Raw genomic sequence first — 17088 nt, 5'->3', positions numbered from 1 at the left:
GAGACGTGCACTCCGTCGGCCTCCGGCCGACACCGCGGCCATGACTCTGCGGTCCTCCGGACCGCACCGCGTCCAGGTGCCGTGCCCTGACTGCGCTGAGCCGCTGCGTGGCGCCTACGCGGACCCCTCCGGGGCACCTCCGGGGCCCACTCGGCGCGACCGTGCCTCACCTGGCCAGGGCCTGGACCGACTCCTCGTCGAGGAACTCCTCGATGGCCATCAGCGCGGCACCGACCCGGCCGGAGAGGTCGGGCGCCTCGCTCACGGTGATCTCCAGCGCCCGGGCGGCCAGCGGCATGGAGCGCCGGTACACGGCCTCGCGGATACCGGCGAGCAGCGGGACGCCGGCCTGCGCGACGCCGCCGGTCATGACGATGCGGTGCGGGTTGAAGAAGTTGACGAGCGAGGCGAGCACGGTGCCGATCGTGCGCCCCGCACCCCGCACCAGCTCCAGCGCAACACCGTTGCCCTCGGCGGCCAGCCGCACCACCTCGCGCACCGTCCCGACGGGCAGACCGGCCGCGATCGCGTCCCGCAGCAGCGCCCCGCCGCCGGCGATCGCCTCGAGGCAGTTCTCCTGCCCGCACCGGCAGACGACGGTGCGCCCGTCGGGCTGGGCGACGTGGATGTGCCCGATGTCCCCGGCGCTGCCCTGCGCGCCCCGGTACACGCGGCCGTCGACGATCACGCCGCAGCCGATGCCGGTGCCGACCTTGACGACGAGCACGTCCTGCGAGGAGCCGGCGACACCGATCTCGCCCAGCGCCATGACGTTGACGTCGTTGTCGACGTAGACCGGGCACTCGTACCGGCCGAAGGCGCTCGGGACCGGGTAGTCGTGCCAGCCCGGCATGATCGGCGGGTGCGACGGCCGGCCGGTCGGGAACTCCACCGGCCCGGGCACGCCGATGCCGATCGCGCAGACGTCACCGGGGGTCAGCCCGACGTCGGCGAGGACCTGCTGGGCCAGCCGGTCCACCTCGGCGAGCACGGCGCCGGGCCCGTCGGCGATGTCGATCGGGTGCCCCACCGTGCCGAGGATCTGCGCCGAGAGGTCGGTGACGGCGACGTCGACGCTGGTGACCCCCAGGTCGACGGCGAGGACGCAGCCCGCGCGGCTGTTGAACTGCAGCAGCGTCGGGGGGCGGCCACCGGTGCTCCAGCCGCGGCCGCCCTCCTCCAGGAGGTTCGCCGCGATCAGCTGGTCGACGCGTGCGCTGATCGTGTTCCGCGACGCCCCGGTGAGCGCCACGAGGTCCGCGCGGCTGCGCGCACGACCCGTGCGCACGTGGCGCAGCAGCACGCCGGCCGAGGCAGAGGTGGACGCCACGCCGCCATAGTGGCACGTGCGGCGCCCCACCCCGTCGGACGTCGACCGATGGGAGGAGGGCGCCGACGGCCTCCAGGGTTGACGCCCCGCGCACGGGGGCACGCCGGTTGAGCACTGGACCAGCTCCCCGACCGAAGAGGTGTGCACCCATGGGCCTGCCCATCACGCTGTCCGAGATCGCTCCCCGGATCTCCGCCGGCGCCTTCATCCTCAACAGCGGCCTCGGCAAGCGCGGCGCCGACGAGGAGGCCGCAGCCGGAATGCACGGCTTCGCCAGCGGCACCTACCCGTTCCTGGGCAGCGTGCCGCCGCAGCAGTTCGCGAAGGCCCTGTCCACGGCGGAGATCGCCATCGGCGCCACCCTGCTCACCCCGTTCGTCCCGACCGCCGTCGCGGGCGCCGCGCTCACCGCCTTCTCCGGCGGCCTGCTGGGCCTGTACCTGAAGACGCCGGGCATGCGGAAGGAGGGCAGCCTGGCCCCCACCGAGCAGGGGCTGACGATCGCCAAGGACAGCTGGCTGCTCGGCATCGGCATCGGCCTGCTGGTGCGCGGCACCGTCGACCGCGAGTCGCGGCGGGTGCGCAGGGCGGCGAAGGTCCTCGACAAGGCCACCAAGCGGGCCGCGAAGGCGCGCAAGCGCCTCGACGGCTGAGCCCGCGGGCGTCGCCGCCGGGCCGGTTCAGCCGTCGTCGCCGGGCAGGTTGGCCAGCCGCTGCTGCAGCACCGTGCGCAGGTCGGCCAGGAGCTCGCCGAACTCCTCGTCGGTCACCCAGAGCCCGACCTGGCGGTAGCCGACGCCGTCACGCGCCAGGTCGGGCTCGCCGCGGCCGAGGTAGCGGTCGAAGTCGGCCAGCAGCGAGGCGACGAACGCGGTGAACGCGCGCCGGTGGTCCTCGGCCGACAAGGCCGCCAGGTCGGCCGGCACGTTCGCCGCCTCGAGCACGAGGCGGTAGCTGCGCTCGGCCGCTCCCCGGACCTTCCGCTCCCCCACCACCTGGAGCACCCCGGCGTCGGCCAGCACGCCGACGTGCCGGTAGAGCGACGCGACCGGCACGTCGGGCAGCGGTGCACCGCTGCCGGTACCCGCCGTGCTGCTGGCGTCCGGATCCGGTCCGATCGACCGCGACTCCAACCACCGCCGCGCCCGGTTCGACGTCGCCTCGCTGCGCTACGACAAGCGCGGGGTCGGCGGCAGCCCGGGCGACTGGCGGGCCGCCGGCCTGCACGACAACGTCGACGACCTCGGCGCCGCACTCGACGCGCTGCGCGCCCGACCGGAGGTCGACCCCGCCCGCGTGCTGCTGGCCGGGCACAGCGAGGGCGCGATCCTCGCTGCTGCCCTCGCCGCCCGGGGTGCCCCCGTCGCCGGCCTGGTGTGCTCGCCATGAGCGCCACCCCCGGCGAGGAGCTGCTGCGCTGACAGGCCCGGCAGATCAGCCCGACGCTCCTGGCCCCGGTGCGGTTCGTGCTCCGCCTCCTCCGCACCGACCTCGAGTCGAAGGTGGCGGCCAACCACCAGCGGATCAAGGCCACGACCACCGACGTGGGCCCGGATCGGCGGCGCGCGGCTCAACGCCCGGTGGCTCCGCGAGTTCATGGCGCACGACCCGCGGGAGGACCTCCGCCGCATCGACGTCCCGGTGCTGGCGGTCACCGGAGCGAAGGACCTGCAGGCGCGGCCGGACGACCTCGAGGTGATCGGGGCGACGGTGCGCGGGCAGGTGGAGACCCACCTCGTCCCCGACCTCACCCACACGCTGCGCCGCCAGCCGGGGCCGGCCGCGCTGGGCGCCTACCGGAAAGAACTCCGCTCCCCCGTCGACGAAGAGCTGTTGGCAACGGTCGTCGAGTGGTCCGCCAGGGCCGTCCAGCCGGACACGTCCCATCCGGACGAGCCACCGCTGACGAACACCTGACGTCCCGGGCGGCAGGAACAGGCGACGGGACGAGTGGGCGCCGTGTGCTACCGAGCGCACGACGCCCCCGACCCGAGGAGCGCCCATGTCTCGTACGACCCGTTCCCGCCCCGTCGCACGGATGCGCTCGACCGCCTCCGCCGTCGTACTGGCCGGAGTTCTCGTCGCCGCGTCGGCCTGCGGCGGGTCCACCGACGCCGAGTCGGCAGACCCCGCGGCGACGCAGTCGACCGCCTCGCAGACCCCGGCCCAGTCCTCGAGCGAGCCGTCGACCGAGTCCTCGGCGCAGGCCGGTGAGCAGTCGGCGGAGACCGTCGAGGCGCAGCTCGTGGACTTCGCGATCGAGCTCGACGAGGACAGCTTCTCGGCCGGCACCTACGAGTTCGCCGTGTCGAACGAGGGGGACGCGAGCCACGACTTCATCGTCGAGCGCGACGGCGAGGACGTCACCGGGACGTCGATCCTGCAGCCGGGGCAGTCCGAGACCCTCACGGTGGAGCTGGAGCCCGGCACGTACGTCTTCTACTGCTCTGTCGGCAACCACCGGGCGATGGGCATGGAGATCACCATCGAGGTGACGTGATGACCACGACGACCACCAGGGGGCGGCGCGCGGGGGCGCTGACGTGGGTGCTGCGGCTCATCGGTGCGGTGCTGCTGGCCGTGATGGGCTGGCTGCACCTGGACCTGTGGTCGGACGGCTACCGCACCATCGACGTGATCGGGCCGGCGTTCATGCTCGACGCGATCGCCGGGTTCGGGCTCGCGGTCCTGCTCCTGGTCGCGCCCCGGCGGTGGCTGTGGCTCGCGGCGGCGCTCGGCGCCCTGACGGCGCTCGGCACCCTGGCCGCCCTGCTGCTGTCCACCACGGTGGGCCTGTTCGGTTTCGTCGAGAGCACCGCGGCGCCGCTGTGGTGGGAGACGTTCTGGGTGGAGCTGGCGGCGGTCGTCGTCCTGGCGGTGCTCGCCGTCGACGCCCGGCGGCGACCGGCCTGACCGCGCGGGCGGGCGAGGACGTGCCCCGCCCGCCCGCGCGAGGTGCTCAGCGCACGCCGAGCAGGTGCTCCATGGCGAGCTGGTCCAGCCGCTCGAACTGCAGGCCGCGGGCACCGAGGGCCTCGGGGTCGTGCGCCTCGCTGCGCAGCGCGTCGAGCGACTCCCCCTCGCCCAGCGTCGGGACGGCGAGCTCGGCCACGCGCGCGGCCTCCAGCGCCTCGGCGACCTCCGGATCGGCCCGGAACGCCTGCACCTTGTCCCGCAGGATCAGGTAGTTGCGCATGCAGGCGCGGGCGGTCTCCCACACCCCGTCCATGTCCTCGGTCCGCGGCGGCTTGTAGTCGAAGTGCAGGTAGCCGTCGTAGGCCTTGCCGGTACCCGAGCCCAGCAGGGTGTCGACGGTCCAGAAGGCGCCGCGCAGGTTCCCCGCGCCGAAGCGCAGGTCCTGGTCGAAGCGCGGGCCGTGCTGGCCGTTGAGGTCGACGTGGAAGAGCTTGTCGTGCCACAGCGCCTGGGCGATGCCCTGGGCGAAGTTCAGCCCGGCCATCTCCTCGTGCCCGACCTCGGGATTCAGGCCGACGCGGGCGGGCTCCTCCAGCTCGTTGATGAAGGCGATGGCGTGGCCGATGGTCGGCAGCAGGATGTCGCCGCGCGGCTCGTTCGGCTTGGGCTCCAGGGCGAAGCGGATGTCGTAGCCCTTCTCGCGCACGTAGGCGCAGAGGACGTCCAGCCCCTCCTTGTACCGGTCCAGCGCGGCGGCGACGTCCTTGGTGGCACCGGACTCGGCGCCCTCGCGCCCGCCCCAGAGCACGTAGGTCTTCGCGCCCAGCTCGGCGGCGAGGTCGATGTTGCGCAGCACCTTGGCCAGCGCGTAGCGGCGGACGGCGCGGTCGTTGGCGGTGAAGCCGCCGTCCTTGAACACCGGGGCGCCGAACAGGTTGGTGGTGGCCATCTCCACGCCGACGCCGGTCTCGGCCAGCGCCTTCTTGAACCGCTCGAGGGTCGCCTCGCGGGTGGCGTCGTCGGGCACCAGGTCGTCGTCGTGGAAGGTGACGGCGGCTGCACCCAGCTCGGCCAGCCGGTGCACGGCCTCGACCGGGTCCAGCAGCGGGCGGACCGGGCCGCCGAAGACGTCGACGCCCTGCCAGCCGACGGTCCACAGACCGAAGCTGAACCTGTCGTCCTTGCGGGGGGTGTAGTCGGTCATGCGGGGATCTCCGTCCGGGTCGATCGGTGGGTTGCGCGGTACTCGGCGGCCTCCGGCGCGCGCTGGATCGCACGGCCGTCGGCGGACGAGGAGGTGTGCTGCTCGCCGGCGGCGAGGGCGGTCACCAGGTCGGTGACCTGGGCGTCGAGGGGGCGGCCGTGGACCGGGGCCGGCCGGGTGGTCACCGGGCGCCCGCCCCGGCCGGCTCGAGCGAGGGAACGGGGACCAGGGTCGGGTCGTCGAAGACCGACTCCAGGGCGACGTGCGCGCCGCCGCGGACGGCGGCGGAGAACCCGAGGGTGGAGAGGACGACGCGCGCGCCGGCCACCCCGGGCCCGAGCACCCGGACCTCCAGCTCGGCCATCAGCGGCTCCATGAGGAACTTCCCCAGCACCGCGAAGTAGCCGCCGAGGATGACCACCCGCGGGTTGAACAGGTTGATCAGCACGGCGGCGCCGGTGCCGAGGGAGGCGCCCACCTGGTGGAGCGCGGCGAGGGTGCGGGCGTCACCGTCCTCGGCTCGGGCGGCGACCTCCGACAGGCGGGCCTCCAGGTCGCGCGCCGGGTCGCCGACCGGGTCGCCGGGGTCGGCGGCCGCGCGGAGCAGGGCGGCCATGCCGACGACGGTCTCCCAGCACCCGCGCCGCCCGCAGCCGCAGACGAGGTCCGGGTCACCCAGCGAGGTGTGGCCGACCTCGCCGGAGAGCCCTCCGGCACCGCGCAGCAGCCGGCCGGCGACGATCACGCCACCACCGACGCCGACCTCACCGGTCAGGTAGACCAGGTCGGGGGTGCGCGCCTCCGAGCCCATGGCCCACTCCGCGATGGCCGAGAGGTTGGCGTCGTTCTCGACGCGGATCGGGAAGCCGGTCCCCAGGCGGGCGTGCAACCCGTCCAGCACCGCCACGTCGTGCCAGCCGATGTTCGGCGCCAGCGTGACGACGCCGTCGACGCTGCGGACCAGGCCGGCGACCGCCACGGTCAGCCCGGCCGGGCGGGCGCCCGTGGCGGCGGCAGCGGCGACCGCGTCGGAGACCAGCACGGCGACGGCGTCCAGGGTCCGCTCGGCGCCCAGCGCGGGCAGGTCGAGGGCGAGCCGCTGCTCGAACAGCACCTCGCCGCGCAGGTCGAGCACCAGCACGGCGGCGTAGTCGACGTTCAGCTCGACGCCGATGCCGCAGACGCAGCCGCCGTCCAGGTGGACCGTCAGCCCGGGGCGACCCACCGAGCCAGCCCGGTCCACCTCGCCGGTGGTGATCAGGCGGCGGTCGGCGAGCTCGGCCACGAGGCTGGAGACCGTCGCCTTGTTCAGGCCGGTCTCCTGGGCGATGCGGGCGCGGGAACGCGGGCCGTGGTCGCGGAGGTGCCGCAGGACCAGCCCCAGGTTGGTGCGGCGCACCGTGGCCTGATCCGCCGGAGCCCGCCGCTCGGACGACCCGTCGTACAGCGACGGCGCCTCGCCCATGCCCACCCCCTCGAAATTCGTCGGTTGCGCAAACAAATTAGGGCTCCCCGGTCGGGCGGTCAAGGCGGACCGCCGCCTCCCCCACCACCCTCCAGCGGGCGCCCCCGGGGCGGGCGGCCTAAGGTCCCGTTCCCATGACCCCCGTGCCCGCGCCGCTCCCCGCCGACCGCTCCGCCAGCCAGGGCCCGGAGCAGGTCCGATGACCCTCGTGGCAGGCGTCGACACCTCGACGCAGGCGTGCAAGGTCGTCGTCCGGGACGCCGGCACCGGTGAGCTGGTCCGCTCGGGGCGGGCGCCGCACCCGGCCGGCACCGAGGTGGACCCCCGCGCGTGGGAGGAGGCGTTCCGCGCCGCGGCGGCCGAGGCGGGCGGGCTCGACGACGTCGCCGCCCTCGCCGTCGGCGGCCAGCAGCACGGGATGGTGTGCCTGGACGAGCAGGGCGAGGTGGTCCGCGACGCGCTGCTGTGGAACGACGTCCGCTCGGCGCCCGCCGCGGCCGACCTGGTCCGGGAACTCGGCGACGGCGACGAGGACGCCGGCCGCCGCGCCTGGGCCGACGCCGTCGGGCTGGTGCCGGTCGCCTCGTTCACCGCGACGAAGCTGCGCTGGCTGGCCGACGCCGAACCCGCGAACGCAGACCGCACCGCCGCCGTCTGCCTGCCGCACGACTGGCTGACCTGGCGGCTGCAGGCCGACCGCGACCTCGGCACGCTGGTGACCGACCGCGGCGACGCCAGCGGCACCGCCTACTGGTCGGCGCGCACCGGCGAGTACCGCCTCGACCTGCTCGAGCGCGCGCTGGTCGGGCGGCGTCCCGCGGTGCCCCGCGTCGCGGGCCCGGCCGAGCGCGTCGGCAGCCTCGCCGGCGGCCGCGCCGCCCTCGGTCCCGGCACCGGCGACAACGCCGCGGCGGCGCTGGGGCTGGCGGCGCGACCGGGCGACGTCGTCGTCTCCATCGGCACCTCCGGGGTCGTCTCCGCGGTGACCCCCACGGCCGTCGCCGACGTCACCGGCACCGTGGCCGGGTTCGCCGACGCCACCGGCAACCACCTCCCGCTGGTGGCCACGCTGAACGCCGCCCGCGTGCTCGACGCCGCCGCCGCGCTGCTCGGGGTCGACCACGCCACCCTCTCCGAGCTGGCGCTCTCCGCCCCCTCCGGCGCCGACGGCCTCGTGCTGGTGCCCTACCTGGAGGGCGAGCGGACGCCGAACCTGCCGCACGCGACGGGCTCGGTGCACGGCCTCACCCTGCGCACGTCCACTCCGGCGCACTGGGCCCGCGCCGCCGTCGAGGGGCTGCTGTGCGGGCTCGCCGACGGCATCGAGGCGGTCGTCGCCCAGGGGGTGGACGTCCAGCGGGTCATGCTGATCGGCGGGGCCGCCCGGTCGGCGGCCGTGCAACAACTGGCCCCCGGCATCTTCGGCCGGCCGGTACTGGTCCCGCCGCCCGGCGAGTACGTCGCCGACGGCGCCGCGCGGCAGGCCGCCTGGGTGCTCTCCGGGGCCGACGTCCCGCCGGAGTGGGCGCAGCCGGGGCTGCAGGAGTTCGACGCCCCGGAGGCCGCGCACGTCCGCGAGCGCTACGCCGAGGTGCGCGGCAGGACGGACGGCCAGTAGGAGGGCCGGGCTCCTCCCCGCCCGCGACGGAGACCGTTCCGGCACGTCACCTGGGTCGCCGGTCAGAGGGTGCGGAGGACCGCGGCGAGCTGGGCGGGGTGGGTCTGCACCGTCATGTGCGCCGCACCCGGCAGCTCGACCAGCCGGCCGTGCGGCGCCGCCCCGGCCACCCGCGCCGCCCAGTCGGCGGGGCAGAGCGCGTCCCGCTCCCCGCGCACCACCACGACCGGCACGGCGACCGCGGCCAGCCGCTCCTCGATGCCGTCGGGCGAGGCCACCCGCCACAGCGCGATCATCGCCCGCGGCCCGGTGCGCAGCCACTGCCGCAGGATCAGCGGCACCTGCCACCAGGGCTCGGCGAGGGCGGTGCGCACCCAGCGCGCGGCGAGCACCCGGAACTTGCGCATCCGCGGGTCGGTGGTGGGCCCGCACAGCACGATCCCCGCCACCCGGGCGTCGGTCGCGGCCGCGGCCACCACCTGGCAGCTCTGCGAGTGCCCGACCAGGACCACGGGCCCCTCGGGCAGGGCCGCGACGAGCTGCCGCGCCAGGTCGCCGACCGCCGGCACCGGTGACCGCCGTCCCATGCCGGGCAGGACGACGACGTCGGCCGGAACTTCTCGGCGCAACCTGCGCGAGGAACGTTCATCCAGCCCGAGACCGGGAACGAGAACGACGGACACCGATCGCGGCACCCCGGAGGGTCTACCGGTCCCGCGGCCGACCCGCGAGCCGACCGAGGTCGACGCGCTGTGACGTGCATCCCCCGGGGTGCTCCCGGACCGGCACGGGGCCAAGTGGAAGGATGAAACATCATGACGACATCACCAGCGCAGGCGCCCGCCCCGTCCGACTCCCCCGGCGGCCGGCCGCGCGTCGTCATCATCGGCTCCGGTTTCGGCGGCCTGTTCGCCGCGCAGGCGCTGAGGAAGGCCCCGGTCGAGGTCACGCTCATCGGCAAGACCGCCCAGCACCTGTTCCAGCCGCTCCTCTACCAGGTGGCCACCGGCATCCTCTCCGAGGGCGAGATCGCGCCGGCCACCCGCGAGATCCTGCGCCGGCAGAAGAACGCGAGCGTCGTCCTCGGCGAGGTCACCGACATCGACGTCGCCGCCCGCACGGTCACCTCCGAGATCCTCGGCCGGACGCTGGTCCACCCCTACGACGAGCTGATCGTCGCGGCGGGCGCCGGGCAGTCCTACTTCGGCAACGACCAGTTCGCCGAGTTCGCGCCCGGGATGAAGAGCATCGACGACGCCCTCGAGCTCCGCGGCCGGATCTTCGGCGCCTTCGAGCTGGCCGAGATCGCCAAGGACCCGGCCGAGGTCGACCGGCTGCTCACCTTCGTCGTCGTCGGCGCCGGCCCCACCGGGGTGGAGATGGCCGGCCAGATCGCCGAGCTGGCCCGCCGCACCCTGCGCCGGGACTTCCGCAACATCAACCCCACCGGCGCCCGGATCATCCTGCTCGACGCCGCCCCGGCGGTGCTGCCCTCCTTCGGCGAGAAGCTCGGCGAGGCCGCCCGGCGGCAGCTCAACGAGATCGGCGTCGACGTCCAGCTCGGCGCGATGGTCACCGGCGTCGACGCCGACGGTCTCGAGGTCAAGGACTCCGACGGCCAGGTCCGCCGCATCCAGGCGGCGACGAAGATCTGGGCCGCGGGCGTGCAGGCCAGCGAGCTGGGCCGCATCCTCGGCGAGCAGACCGGCGCCGAGGTCGACCGGTCCGGCCGCATCTCGGTGCAGTCCGACCTCACGCTGCCGGGCCACCCGGAGATCCACGTCGTCGGCGACATGATGGCGCTGGGCAAGCTGCCCGGCGTCGCCCAGGTCGCCATCCAGGGCGGGCGCTACGCCGCCGAGGCGATCGAGCGGCGGGCCACCGGCAAGAAGCCGCAGGAGCCGTTCGAGTACTTCGACAAGGGCTCGATGGCCACCATCTCCCGGTTCTCGGCCGTCGCCGACATCTGGAAGTTCAAGTTCAGCGGTTTCATCGCCTGGGTGCTGTGGCTGGTCGTGCACCTGATGTACATCGTCGGCTTCAAGAGCCGCATCACCACGGTGCTGCACTGGATGGTCAGCTTCCTCGGCCGCGGCCGTTCCGAGCGGGTGGCCACCCAGCAGCAGGTCTACGGCCGGCTGGCGCTGGAGCAGCTCGGCCCCCGGTGGGAGGTCTCCAAGACCGGCGGCCCGAAGGACGTCGACCCGGCGGACGAGGACGTCACGCAGCGCGACTCCGCCTGAGCCCTGCAGGGGGGCACGCTCCATCTGAGGCTCAGGCCAGCCACCAGTCCAGCCCGGCGGTGACCCCCTCCGGCCGGACCACGTGCCCTCCGTCGAACTCGTCGTAGAGCACGTCGTGGCCCAGCGTCCGGAACGCCGCCGCCAGCCGGCGGCCGCACCGGTCCACGGGCAGCACCCGGTCACCGGTGCCGTGGGTGATCCACAGCCGCGGCCGCCCGACGTGCCCCGGCGGGTGCGCGAACCCCGGGGAGAAGGCCAGGACCGCGTCGAACAGGTCGCCGTTGGCCGCGCCGATCGACAGCGCGTACGAGGCGCCGTCGGAGAAGCCGGCCACGGCGCACGCCGACACCGCGGCGTGCTCGGCGACCTGCTCCAGCGCCGCGTCGAGCACGGCGACGTCGCGGCCCAGCCGGCCGGCGATCAGGTCCCAGGTGGCGGCGCCGGACCGCGGCGCCAGCACCAGCACCCCGCGCTCGGCAGCGGGCGCCTGCACCGCGGCCAGGCTCTGCCCCGGGTGCCCGCCGGCACCGTGGAAGAAGACCAGCAGGGGGCGCGGGACCGGCTCCCCCGGCGGGACGGCGAGCAGCACCTCCGCTCCCCCGCCGAGGTCGAGCGCGTGCACCCCGGCCGGCCAGCTCTCCCCCGGTGGCGTGGCCGTCGGCCGGCTGCCGAGCCGGCCGGATGCGTGCCGCGGCCCGGTCACGCGTCGAGAGCGCCGACGGGCACGTGCTCGTCGGCCCGCTCCAGGTGCAGCGGCTGCAGCGGCGTCGTGTCGTCCAGGTACAGGAAGGCGTCGTAGCGCTCGCCCAGGACGTAGTACTCGTGCGTGCCGTGGCTGGCCTCGCCGATGGCCACGACCCGGGCGTCGCCGATCCGCTCCAGGAGGGGGTCGAGGTCCGCGGGGGTGCGCAGCGGCCGGGCGAGGCCGCGGATCTGCTCGAGCACCGGATCAGTCACGTCCACGTCCCTCCCGGACGATCGAGGCGGCGACCTCCCGCAGGTCGCCGGTGCGCCGCCAGACCGCACGCTGGCGCACCGCGGAGGTACCCCGGGCGAGCAGCCGCTGCACCAGGTGCTGCACCTCGTCGAGCTCCCCGCGGTCGGCCAGGTCGTCGGCGAGCTCGGCCAGCAGCGCCTCCACCGCCGTGCGGGCGTCGACGAGCACCGCGGCGACCGGGTCGAACAACGCACCGGAGACCCCGTCGCGGGCCGCCCGCCAGCGCGCCGCCCGCAGCAGCTCGGTGCGCGGCTGCTCGAAGGGCTCGTCGCGCTCCGCGCGCGCGGCGAGGACGCGGACCAGGGAGGCCGCGAGCGCAGCGTGCAGCACGGCGTCGTCCAGGTCGGTGCACACGTCGGCCAGCCGGAACTCCACGGTCGGCAGGTGCGACGAGGGCCGCAGGTCCCAGTACAGGTGGGAGGCGTCCTCCACGACGCCGGCGGTGACCAGGCCGTCGACGACCGCGCGGTACCGGTCCGCCGAGCCCAGCGGCTCGGGGATGCCGGTGTGCGGCCAGCGGCCCCACCACAGCGTCCGGTAGCTCTCGTAACCGGTGTCCCCGCCGTCGTGGAACGGTGAGCTGCCGGTGAGCGCGAGCAGCACCGGCAGGTGCACGCGGGCCCGGTCGAGCACCGCGACCGCCGTGTCCAGGTCGGGCACGCCGACGTGCACGTGGCAGCCGCAGATGTCCTGCCGCTGGGCGAGCCCGGCCCACCGCCGCACCATCGCCTCGTACCGCGGCTCCGGGGTGATCACCTGCTCGCGCCAGCCGGCCGACGGGTGCGTCGAGGCCATCAGGAGCTCCACCCCCGCGCCGGCCGCCGCGGCGCGCGCCTCCGCCCGGGTGCCCGCGAGCGCCGTCCGCACCTCGCCGAGCGTCCGGCAGATGCCGGTGGCCGTCTCCAGCTGGGTCGTGGTGATCTCGGCGTGCACCCGCTCGCCCAGCTCGTGCCGCGCCGCGGCGCCGACGAGCTCCGGGCTCGGGGCGAGCGCGAAGGTCCCGGGGTCGACGAGGTGGAACTCCTCCTCCACCCCGACGGTGGCACCCGCGGCACCCGGACGACCGGCGGTGGACTGCACACGCCCTCCTGTCCCGGGCAGGACCCCTGCGCGCACCGTACGGCCCCGGCGGCAGCGCCGCACCCCGCCGGACGGGCGTGCCAGGACCACCCGGACGGGTCGTTCCCCCCTCCCACGCGGCGCGGTGTCACCCCCGGCCCGCAGGATGGAGAGCATCGACCTCGGGGGGAGGACGAGGAGGAACTGGGTGCACACCGGACCACGCACGGCCGCGACCCTGCTGGCGGTGGTCTACGGGGTCAGCGGTCTCCTCTGCTGGTTCGGCGCCGCGGCGCCGATGGACGACGCCACCCCCGTCGGGCTGCTGTGGGCGCTCGGTGCGCTGGGGCTGAGCGCCGGCGCGGTGCTGCGGTCGACCGCCGGGCGGCTGCCCCCGTGGCTGCTGCACGCCGGCGTCGCCCTGCTGTCCGTGCTCATCGGGGTGCTGGCCTGGCGCTCGGCGACCGCCGTGGGCGTGGTCGGTCTCGGGCCCGCCCTGATCGCGGTGAGCCTGTACGCCGCGCACTTCCTGCCGCTGCCGGCCGCCCGCCTGCACGGCGGCCTCGCCGTGGTCTCCGGCAGCACCGGCGCGTGGGCCGCCGCGCCGTCGGACTTCCTGTCGGCCTGGATCGCCGTCGTCGTGTCGGTGGTCGTGCTGACCGAGGTGCAGGGGCGGCTGGCCCGGCAGCTGCGGCGGGCCGCGGGGACCGACCCGCTCACCGGCGTGGCCAACCGCCGCGCCTGGGAGGAGCAGGCCGCCGGGCACCTGTCGCGGGCGGCGCGCACCGGGGAGCCCCTGACCTTCGCGATCCTGGACCTCGACGACTTCAAGGAGGTCAACGACCGCGACGGGCACCGGGCGGGCGACGACCTCCTCCGCGAGCTGACCGCGGGCTGGCGGCGCCGGCTGCGGCGGGCGGACGTGCTCGGCCGGTACGGGGGCGACGAGTTCGTGCTCTGCCTGCCGGCGACCGACGAGGCCGCCGCGTGGCGGCTCATGCTGGCGCTGGAGGAGACCCACCCGTTCACCTGGACGGCCGGGGTCGCCGCGGCCGCGCCCGGGGACGAGCTCGCGGCCGTGCTGGCCCGCGCCGACGCGCAGCTCTACCGGCGCAAGCGCGACCGGCTCACCTGACCCACGACCCGGTTCAGCCGCGGCGCCAGTCGTCGGCCTCCAGGTGGGAGCCGGCCATCGGGCCCATCCGCAGCATCCCGCCGTCCACGGCCCAGGACGCCCCGGTGACGTAGCCGGCGCCCGGTGAGGCGAGGAAGGCGACGACGGCGGCGACCTCGCGGGCGTCACCGGGCCGGCGCAGCGGCACGCCGGGGCGCTCGTGCCCGGGCGCGGTCGGGTCCTCGTCCTCCTGGCCGGTCATGGGGGTGGCGATCTCCCCGGGGGCGACGGAGTTGACGGTGATCCCGTGCTCGGCCAGCTCCAGGGCGGCGACCTGGCTGAGCAGGCCCAGCCCGCCCTTGGCGGCGCAGTAGCCGGCTGCACCGACGCGGGGCGCGTGCTCGTGCACGCTGGTGATGTTGACGATCCGCCCCCCGTTCCCGGCGGCGACCATGCGCCGCGCGGCCCGCTGCAGGCACAGGAACGCACCGTCGAGGTCGGTCGTCAGCACCTCGCGCCAGGTGGCGAAGTCCAGGTCCAGCAGCGGGGTCGAGTGGCCGGTGCCGGCGTCGTTGACCAGCACGTCGACGCCGCCCAGCGCATCGGCCAGCTCGTCGACGACGTCGGCCGCGGCGGGGAGCCGGGTCAGGTCGAGGTGGCGGACCTCCGCTCGCCGGCCCAGCGCCCGCACCTGCTCCGCGGTCGCCTCGCCGGCGTCCCGGTCGCGGTACCAGGTGATCCCCACGTCGCAGCCCTGCTCGGCCAGGGCGAGCGCGACGGCCCGCCCGATGCCCGACTCCGACCCCGTGACGAGGGCGACCCGCCCACTGCCTTCCGCCATGCCGGCGACGCTAACGATCCCGTGACGGCCGCGCAGCGCGGCGGGTTCCACCGCTCCGCCGGGTAGGGGACGGCCGTGCCCGCCACCCGATCCCTGCTCGCCCGGCTCCTGCTCGTGCTCGCCGCCGTCGCGCTGCCCACCACCGGGTGCGTCGTCGTCGACACCTCCTCCCCCGGCACCGGCGCCGGGTCCGCCTCCACGCCCGCGCCCGACGAACCGCCGTCGGCCGAGGACGGCGACGCGGCGGCCCGGATGGCCCGCGCCGTCTTCGAGCGGGTGAACGACGAGCGGGCGGCGCGGGACCTGGCACCGCTGGAGTGGGACGAGTCGCTGGCGGGCGTGGCCCGCGACTGGAGCGAGCAGATGGCGGGCGAGGGCCGGCTCGAGCACCAGGACATCCGCGGGCTCCTCGGCCGCGAGGAGCTGAGCGGCTTCGCCGGCGTCGGGGAGAACATCTTCACCGCATCGGCGCCGGTCCCGGCCGGGGCGGCGCACGTCGGCTGGATGCGGTCGGACGAGCACCGGGTGAACGTGCTGAACCCGGGGTGGAACCGCATCGGCATCGGCTTCCACTGCGCCCCGGACGGCTCGGTGTGGGCGACCCAGGAGTTCGGCCGCACGACCGGTGCCGACCGCCCGGAGCTCAGCCAGGAGACGCCCCCGCAGGAGCCGATCGCCCGCCCGGCCGAGGACGGCCCGTCCTGCTCCTGACGCCGGGACCGGTCAGCGGGCGGCGGCCGCCTGGTCGAACCGCCGCGCCCACTCGGCCAGGAGGGTCCGCAGCTCCGCGGGCGACTCGACGGTGAACCCGGCGCCGACCGTGCCGAGCGCGAACGCGGCCCAGCCCAGCTGGTCGGTCTCCATCCGCACCCGGCAGGCCGCGTCGCCGTCGTCCTCCACGGCGGCCCACGTGCCGATGCGCGACCGGACCACCGCGGCCGGAGCGGCCACGTGCGCCTCGACGGCGTACGACCCGGCCCGCACGTCGGTGCCGGCGCGGACGAACGCCTCGGGGCTCTCGGCCGGCAGCCGGCGCGGCGCGAAGCGGGCCCCCGTCGGGCGCGGGCCGGTCAGCCGGTCGAGGCGGAAGCTGCGCCAGTCCCCCCGCCCCGTGTCGTGGGCGACCAGGTACCAGCGGCGGCCCAGCGCCACCAGGGCCGAGGGCTCGACCAGCCGCTCGGTGCGTGCACCGGAGGCGTCGGTGTAGCCGAAGGCGAGCCGCTCGGTGTCCCGGCAGGCCTCGGCGACCGTGGTCAGCGCCTGCGGGTCGACCACCGGCCCGCTGCCCCACGTCCCCCGGGTGGTCACGCTGACGAGCGCCTCGGCCCGGCGCCGCAGCCGCGCCGGCAGCACCTGGACCACCTTGGTGAGGGCCCGTACCGACGCCTCACCCGTGCCCGCGACCGCGGTCTGCGCGGCCGCCTGCAGCCCGACGGTCAGCGCGACGGCTTCCTCGTCGTCGAGGACCAGCGGCGGCAGCACCGCACCGGGTGCCAGCCGGTACCCGCCGTCCACACCCGGCCGGGCCTCCACCGGGTAGCCGATCTCGCGCAACCGGTCCACGTCCCGGCGCAGGGTGCGCAATGAGACGCCGAGCCGGTCGGCGAGGTCGGCGCCGGACCACTGGCGCCGGGTCTGCAGCAGCGAGAGGAGGCGGAGCGTCCGGTTCCCGGTATCGGCCACGGGAGCAGATGCTCCCCCATCGCGGCCAGGAACTGGCACCGATACCTCCTAGCGTCGTCCGTGACGGCTCCACCCCGACGGAGAGGCATCCCGATGACCGACAGCACCCTCAGCCCCGAGCGCGCCGACCTGCTCGAGACGCTGGCCGTGCACCGCTGGTTCCTGCGCCACACCGTGCAGGGGCTCACCGACGAGCAGGCACGGCAGCGAACCACCGCCAGCGAGCTGACCCTCGGCGGGCTGGTCAAGCACGTGGCCGCCACCGAAGCGGGCTGGGTGCGCTTCGTCCTCGAGGGCACCGAGGCGATGGCCCCGCCGAGCGACACCGCCGGGGCGGACCGGTGGACCGACGGGTTCCGGCTGCTCCCCGGCGAGACGCTCGCCGGCGTGCTCGCCGGCTACGACGACGTCGCCCGGCGCACCGACGACCTGGTGCGCACCCTGCCCGACCTCGACGTCTCGCACCCGCTGCCCGAGGCGCCGTGGTTCCCGCCGGGCGCCACCCGCTCGGCCCGGCGGGTGTTCCTCCACATCATCGCCGAGACCGCCCAGCACGCGGGCCACGCCGACATCCTGCGGGAGTCCCTCGACGGCCAGAAGACCATGGGGTGAGGCCAG

At 75.6% G+C, this 17088-nt stretch carries 21 protein-coding genes; 10 read left to right on the top strand and 11 right to left on the bottom strand.

Going from position 1 to position 17088, the window contains the following annotated elements; all coding sequences use genetic code 11:
• Window positions 1–166: 166 nt before the first annotated feature.
• Window positions 167–1330 carry an ROK family protein gene (locus BMW62_RS08400; RefSeq protein ID WP_091930399.1) on the bottom strand — a complete coding sequence of 388 codons (1164 nt, stop codon included), beginning with the start codon at window positions 1328–1330 and terminating at the stop codon, window positions 167–169.
• 149 nt (window positions 1331–1479) lie between these two features.
• On the opposite strand from BMW62_RS08400, the gene BMW62_RS08395 reads away from it, so the two are divergent.
• Entirely contained in the window at window positions 1480–1983 is a 504-nt protein-coding gene (locus BMW62_RS08395) for a hypothetical protein (protein WP_091930398.1), read from the top strand.
• 27 nt (window positions 1984–2010) lie between these two features.
• Here BMW62_RS08395 and BMW62_RS08390 read toward each other — a convergent pair whose 3' ends face one another.
• Entirely contained in the window at window positions 2011–2385 is a 375-nt protein-coding gene (locus BMW62_RS08390) for a helix-turn-helix domain-containing protein (protein ID WP_091930397.1), read from the bottom strand.
• Window positions 2386–2419: 34 nt separating this feature from the next.
• Here BMW62_RS08390 and BMW62_RS08385 point away from each other — a divergent pair, with 34 nt between their 5' ends.
• From BMW62_RS08385 to BMW62_RS08370, 4 genes are all read left to right on the top strand, one after another.
• Window positions 2420–2719, top strand: a complete 300-nt coding sequence (locus BMW62_RS08385; RefSeq protein ID WP_211435045.1) for an alpha/beta hydrolase family protein — start codon at window positions 2420–2422, stop codon at window positions 2717–2719.
• A gap of 207 nt (window positions 2720–2926) precedes the next feature.
• Window positions 2927–3247, top strand: a complete 321-nt coding sequence (locus BMW62_RS08380; RefSeq protein WP_091930396.1) for an alpha/beta fold hydrolase — start codon at window positions 2927–2929, stop codon at window positions 3245–3247.
• An 85-nt stretch (window positions 3248–3332) separates the two neighbouring features.
• The gene (locus BMW62_RS08375) at window positions 3333–3830 is read left to right on the top strand and encodes a cupredoxin domain-containing protein (protein WP_091930395.1); all 498 of its coding nucleotides are present in this window, start codon (window positions 3333–3335) and stop codon (window positions 3828–3830) included.
• A complete protein-coding gene (locus BMW62_RS08370) occupies window positions 3830–4243 on the top strand; it encodes a hypothetical protein (RefSeq protein ID WP_091930394.1) in 414 nt (137 codons plus the stop codon). Before BMW62_RS08375 ends, BMW62_RS08370 begins: the two co-directional genes overlap by 1 nt.
• Window positions 4244–4289: 46 nt before the next feature.
• Here the strand turns inward: BMW62_RS08370 and xylA are convergent, their stop codons facing one another.
• Genes xylA through BMW62_RS08355 form a run of 3 tightly spaced genes read right to left on the bottom strand, consistent with a single transcriptional unit; the run spans window position 4290 to window position 6915 of the window.
• On the bottom strand, window positions 4290–5450 hold the full coding sequence (gene xylA, locus BMW62_RS08365; RefSeq protein ID WP_091930393.1) for a xylose isomerase: 1161 nt from the start codon (window positions 5448–5450) through the stop codon (window positions 4290–4292).
• Window positions 5447–5635 carry a hypothetical protein gene (locus BMW62_RS08360; RefSeq protein WP_091930392.1) on the bottom strand — a complete coding sequence of 63 codons (189 nt, stop codon included), beginning with the start codon at window positions 5633–5635 and terminating at the stop codon, window positions 5447–5449. Before BMW62_RS08360 ends, xylA begins: the two co-directional genes overlap by 4 nt.
• Window positions 5632–6915 (bottom strand): ROK family transcriptional regulator, encoded by a 1284-nt coding sequence (locus tag BMW62_RS08355; protein WP_091930466.1) that lies wholly within the window; start codon window positions 6913–6915, stop codon window positions 5632–5634. Before BMW62_RS08355 ends, BMW62_RS08360 begins: the two co-directional genes overlap by 4 nt.
• 199 nt (window positions 6916–7114) lie before the next feature.
• On the opposite strand from BMW62_RS08355, the gene BMW62_RS08350 reads away from it, so the two are divergent.
• Entirely contained in the window at window positions 7115–8533 is a 1419-nt protein-coding gene (locus tag BMW62_RS08350; RefSeq protein WP_091930391.1) for a xylulokinase, read from the top strand.
• 62 nt (window positions 8534–8595) lie between these two features.
• Here the strand turns inward: BMW62_RS08350 and BMW62_RS08345 are convergent, their stop codons facing one another.
• Window positions 8596–9216 carry an alpha/beta fold hydrolase gene (locus BMW62_RS08345; RefSeq protein ID WP_170852283.1) on the bottom strand — a complete coding sequence of 207 codons (621 nt, stop codon included), beginning with the start codon at window positions 9214–9216 and terminating at the stop codon, window positions 8596–8598.
• A 132-nt stretch (window positions 9217–9348) separates the two neighbouring features.
• Here BMW62_RS08345 and BMW62_RS08340 point away from each other — a divergent pair, with 132 nt between their 5' ends.
• Entirely contained in the window at window positions 9349–10776 is a 1428-nt protein-coding gene (locus BMW62_RS08340; protein ID WP_091930389.1) for an NAD(P)/FAD-dependent oxidoreductase, read from the top strand.
• A gap of 31 nt (window positions 10777–10807) precedes the next feature.
• On the opposite strand, the gene BMW62_RS08335 is transcribed toward BMW62_RS08340, so the two are convergent.
• Genes BMW62_RS08335 through BMW62_RS08325 form a run of 3 tightly spaced genes read right to left on the bottom strand, consistent with a single transcriptional unit; the run spans window position 10808 to window position 12853 of the window.
• Window positions 10808–11479, bottom strand: a complete 672-nt coding sequence (locus BMW62_RS08335) for an alpha/beta hydrolase (protein WP_091930388.1) — start codon at window positions 11477–11479, stop codon at window positions 10808–10810.
• Window positions 11476–11733, bottom strand: coding sequence for a hypothetical protein (locus BMW62_RS23145; protein ID WP_091930387.1), 258 nt, complete (start codon window positions 11731–11733; stop codon window positions 11476–11478). The genes BMW62_RS08335 and BMW62_RS23145 overlap by 4 nt, the downstream gene beginning before the upstream one ends.
• Window positions 11726–12853 carry a carboxylate-amine ligase gene (locus BMW62_RS08325; protein ID WP_170852282.1) on the bottom strand — a complete coding sequence of 376 codons (1128 nt, stop codon included), beginning with the start codon at window positions 12851–12853 and terminating at the stop codon, window positions 11726–11728. The genes BMW62_RS23145 and BMW62_RS08325 overlap by 8 nt, the downstream gene beginning before the upstream one ends.
• Window positions 12854–13040: 187 nt before the next feature.
• Between BMW62_RS08325 and BMW62_RS08320 the strand changes: the two genes are divergently transcribed.
• Entirely contained in the window at window positions 13041–13967 is a 927-nt protein-coding gene (locus BMW62_RS08320) for a GGDEF domain-containing protein (protein ID WP_091930385.1), read from the top strand.
• A 13-nt stretch (window positions 13968–13980) separates the two neighbouring features.
• On the opposite strand, the gene BMW62_RS08315 is transcribed toward BMW62_RS08320, so the two are convergent.
• Entirely contained in the window at window positions 13981–14787 is an 807-nt protein-coding gene (locus BMW62_RS08315) for an SDR family oxidoreductase (protein WP_091930465.1), read from the bottom strand.
• A 75-nt stretch (window positions 14788–14862) separates the two neighbouring features.
• Between BMW62_RS08315 and BMW62_RS08310 the strand changes: the two genes are divergently transcribed.
• The gene (locus tag BMW62_RS08310) at window positions 14863–15498 is read left to right on the top strand and encodes a CAP domain-containing protein (RefSeq protein WP_091930384.1); all 636 of its coding nucleotides are present in this window, start codon (window positions 14863–14865) and stop codon (window positions 15496–15498) included.
• A 12-nt stretch (window positions 15499–15510) separates the two neighbouring features.
• Here the strand turns inward: BMW62_RS08310 and BMW62_RS08305 are convergent, their stop codons facing one another.
• Complete coding sequence (locus BMW62_RS08305; protein WP_091930383.1) at window positions 15511–16470, bottom strand: helix-turn-helix transcriptional regulator; 960 nt, start codon at window positions 16468–16470, stop codon at window positions 15511–15513.
• Between the two features lie 93 nt (window positions 16471–16563).
• Between BMW62_RS08305 and BMW62_RS08300 the strand changes: the two genes are divergently transcribed.
• Complete coding sequence (locus BMW62_RS08300) at window positions 16564–17082, top strand: DinB family protein (RefSeq protein WP_091930382.1); 519 nt, start codon at window positions 16564–16566, stop codon at window positions 17080–17082.
• Window positions 17083–17088 lie beyond the last annotated feature (6 nt).

The organism is Blastococcus sp. DSM 46786 (assembly GCF_900109665.1).
In the GTDB taxonomy this organism is placed as follows: Bacteria; Actinomycetota; Actinomycetes; order Mycobacteriales; family Geodermatophilaceae; genus Blastococcus; species Blastococcus carthaginiensis.
This window is presented reverse-complemented; position numbering and strand designations above follow the sequence as displayed.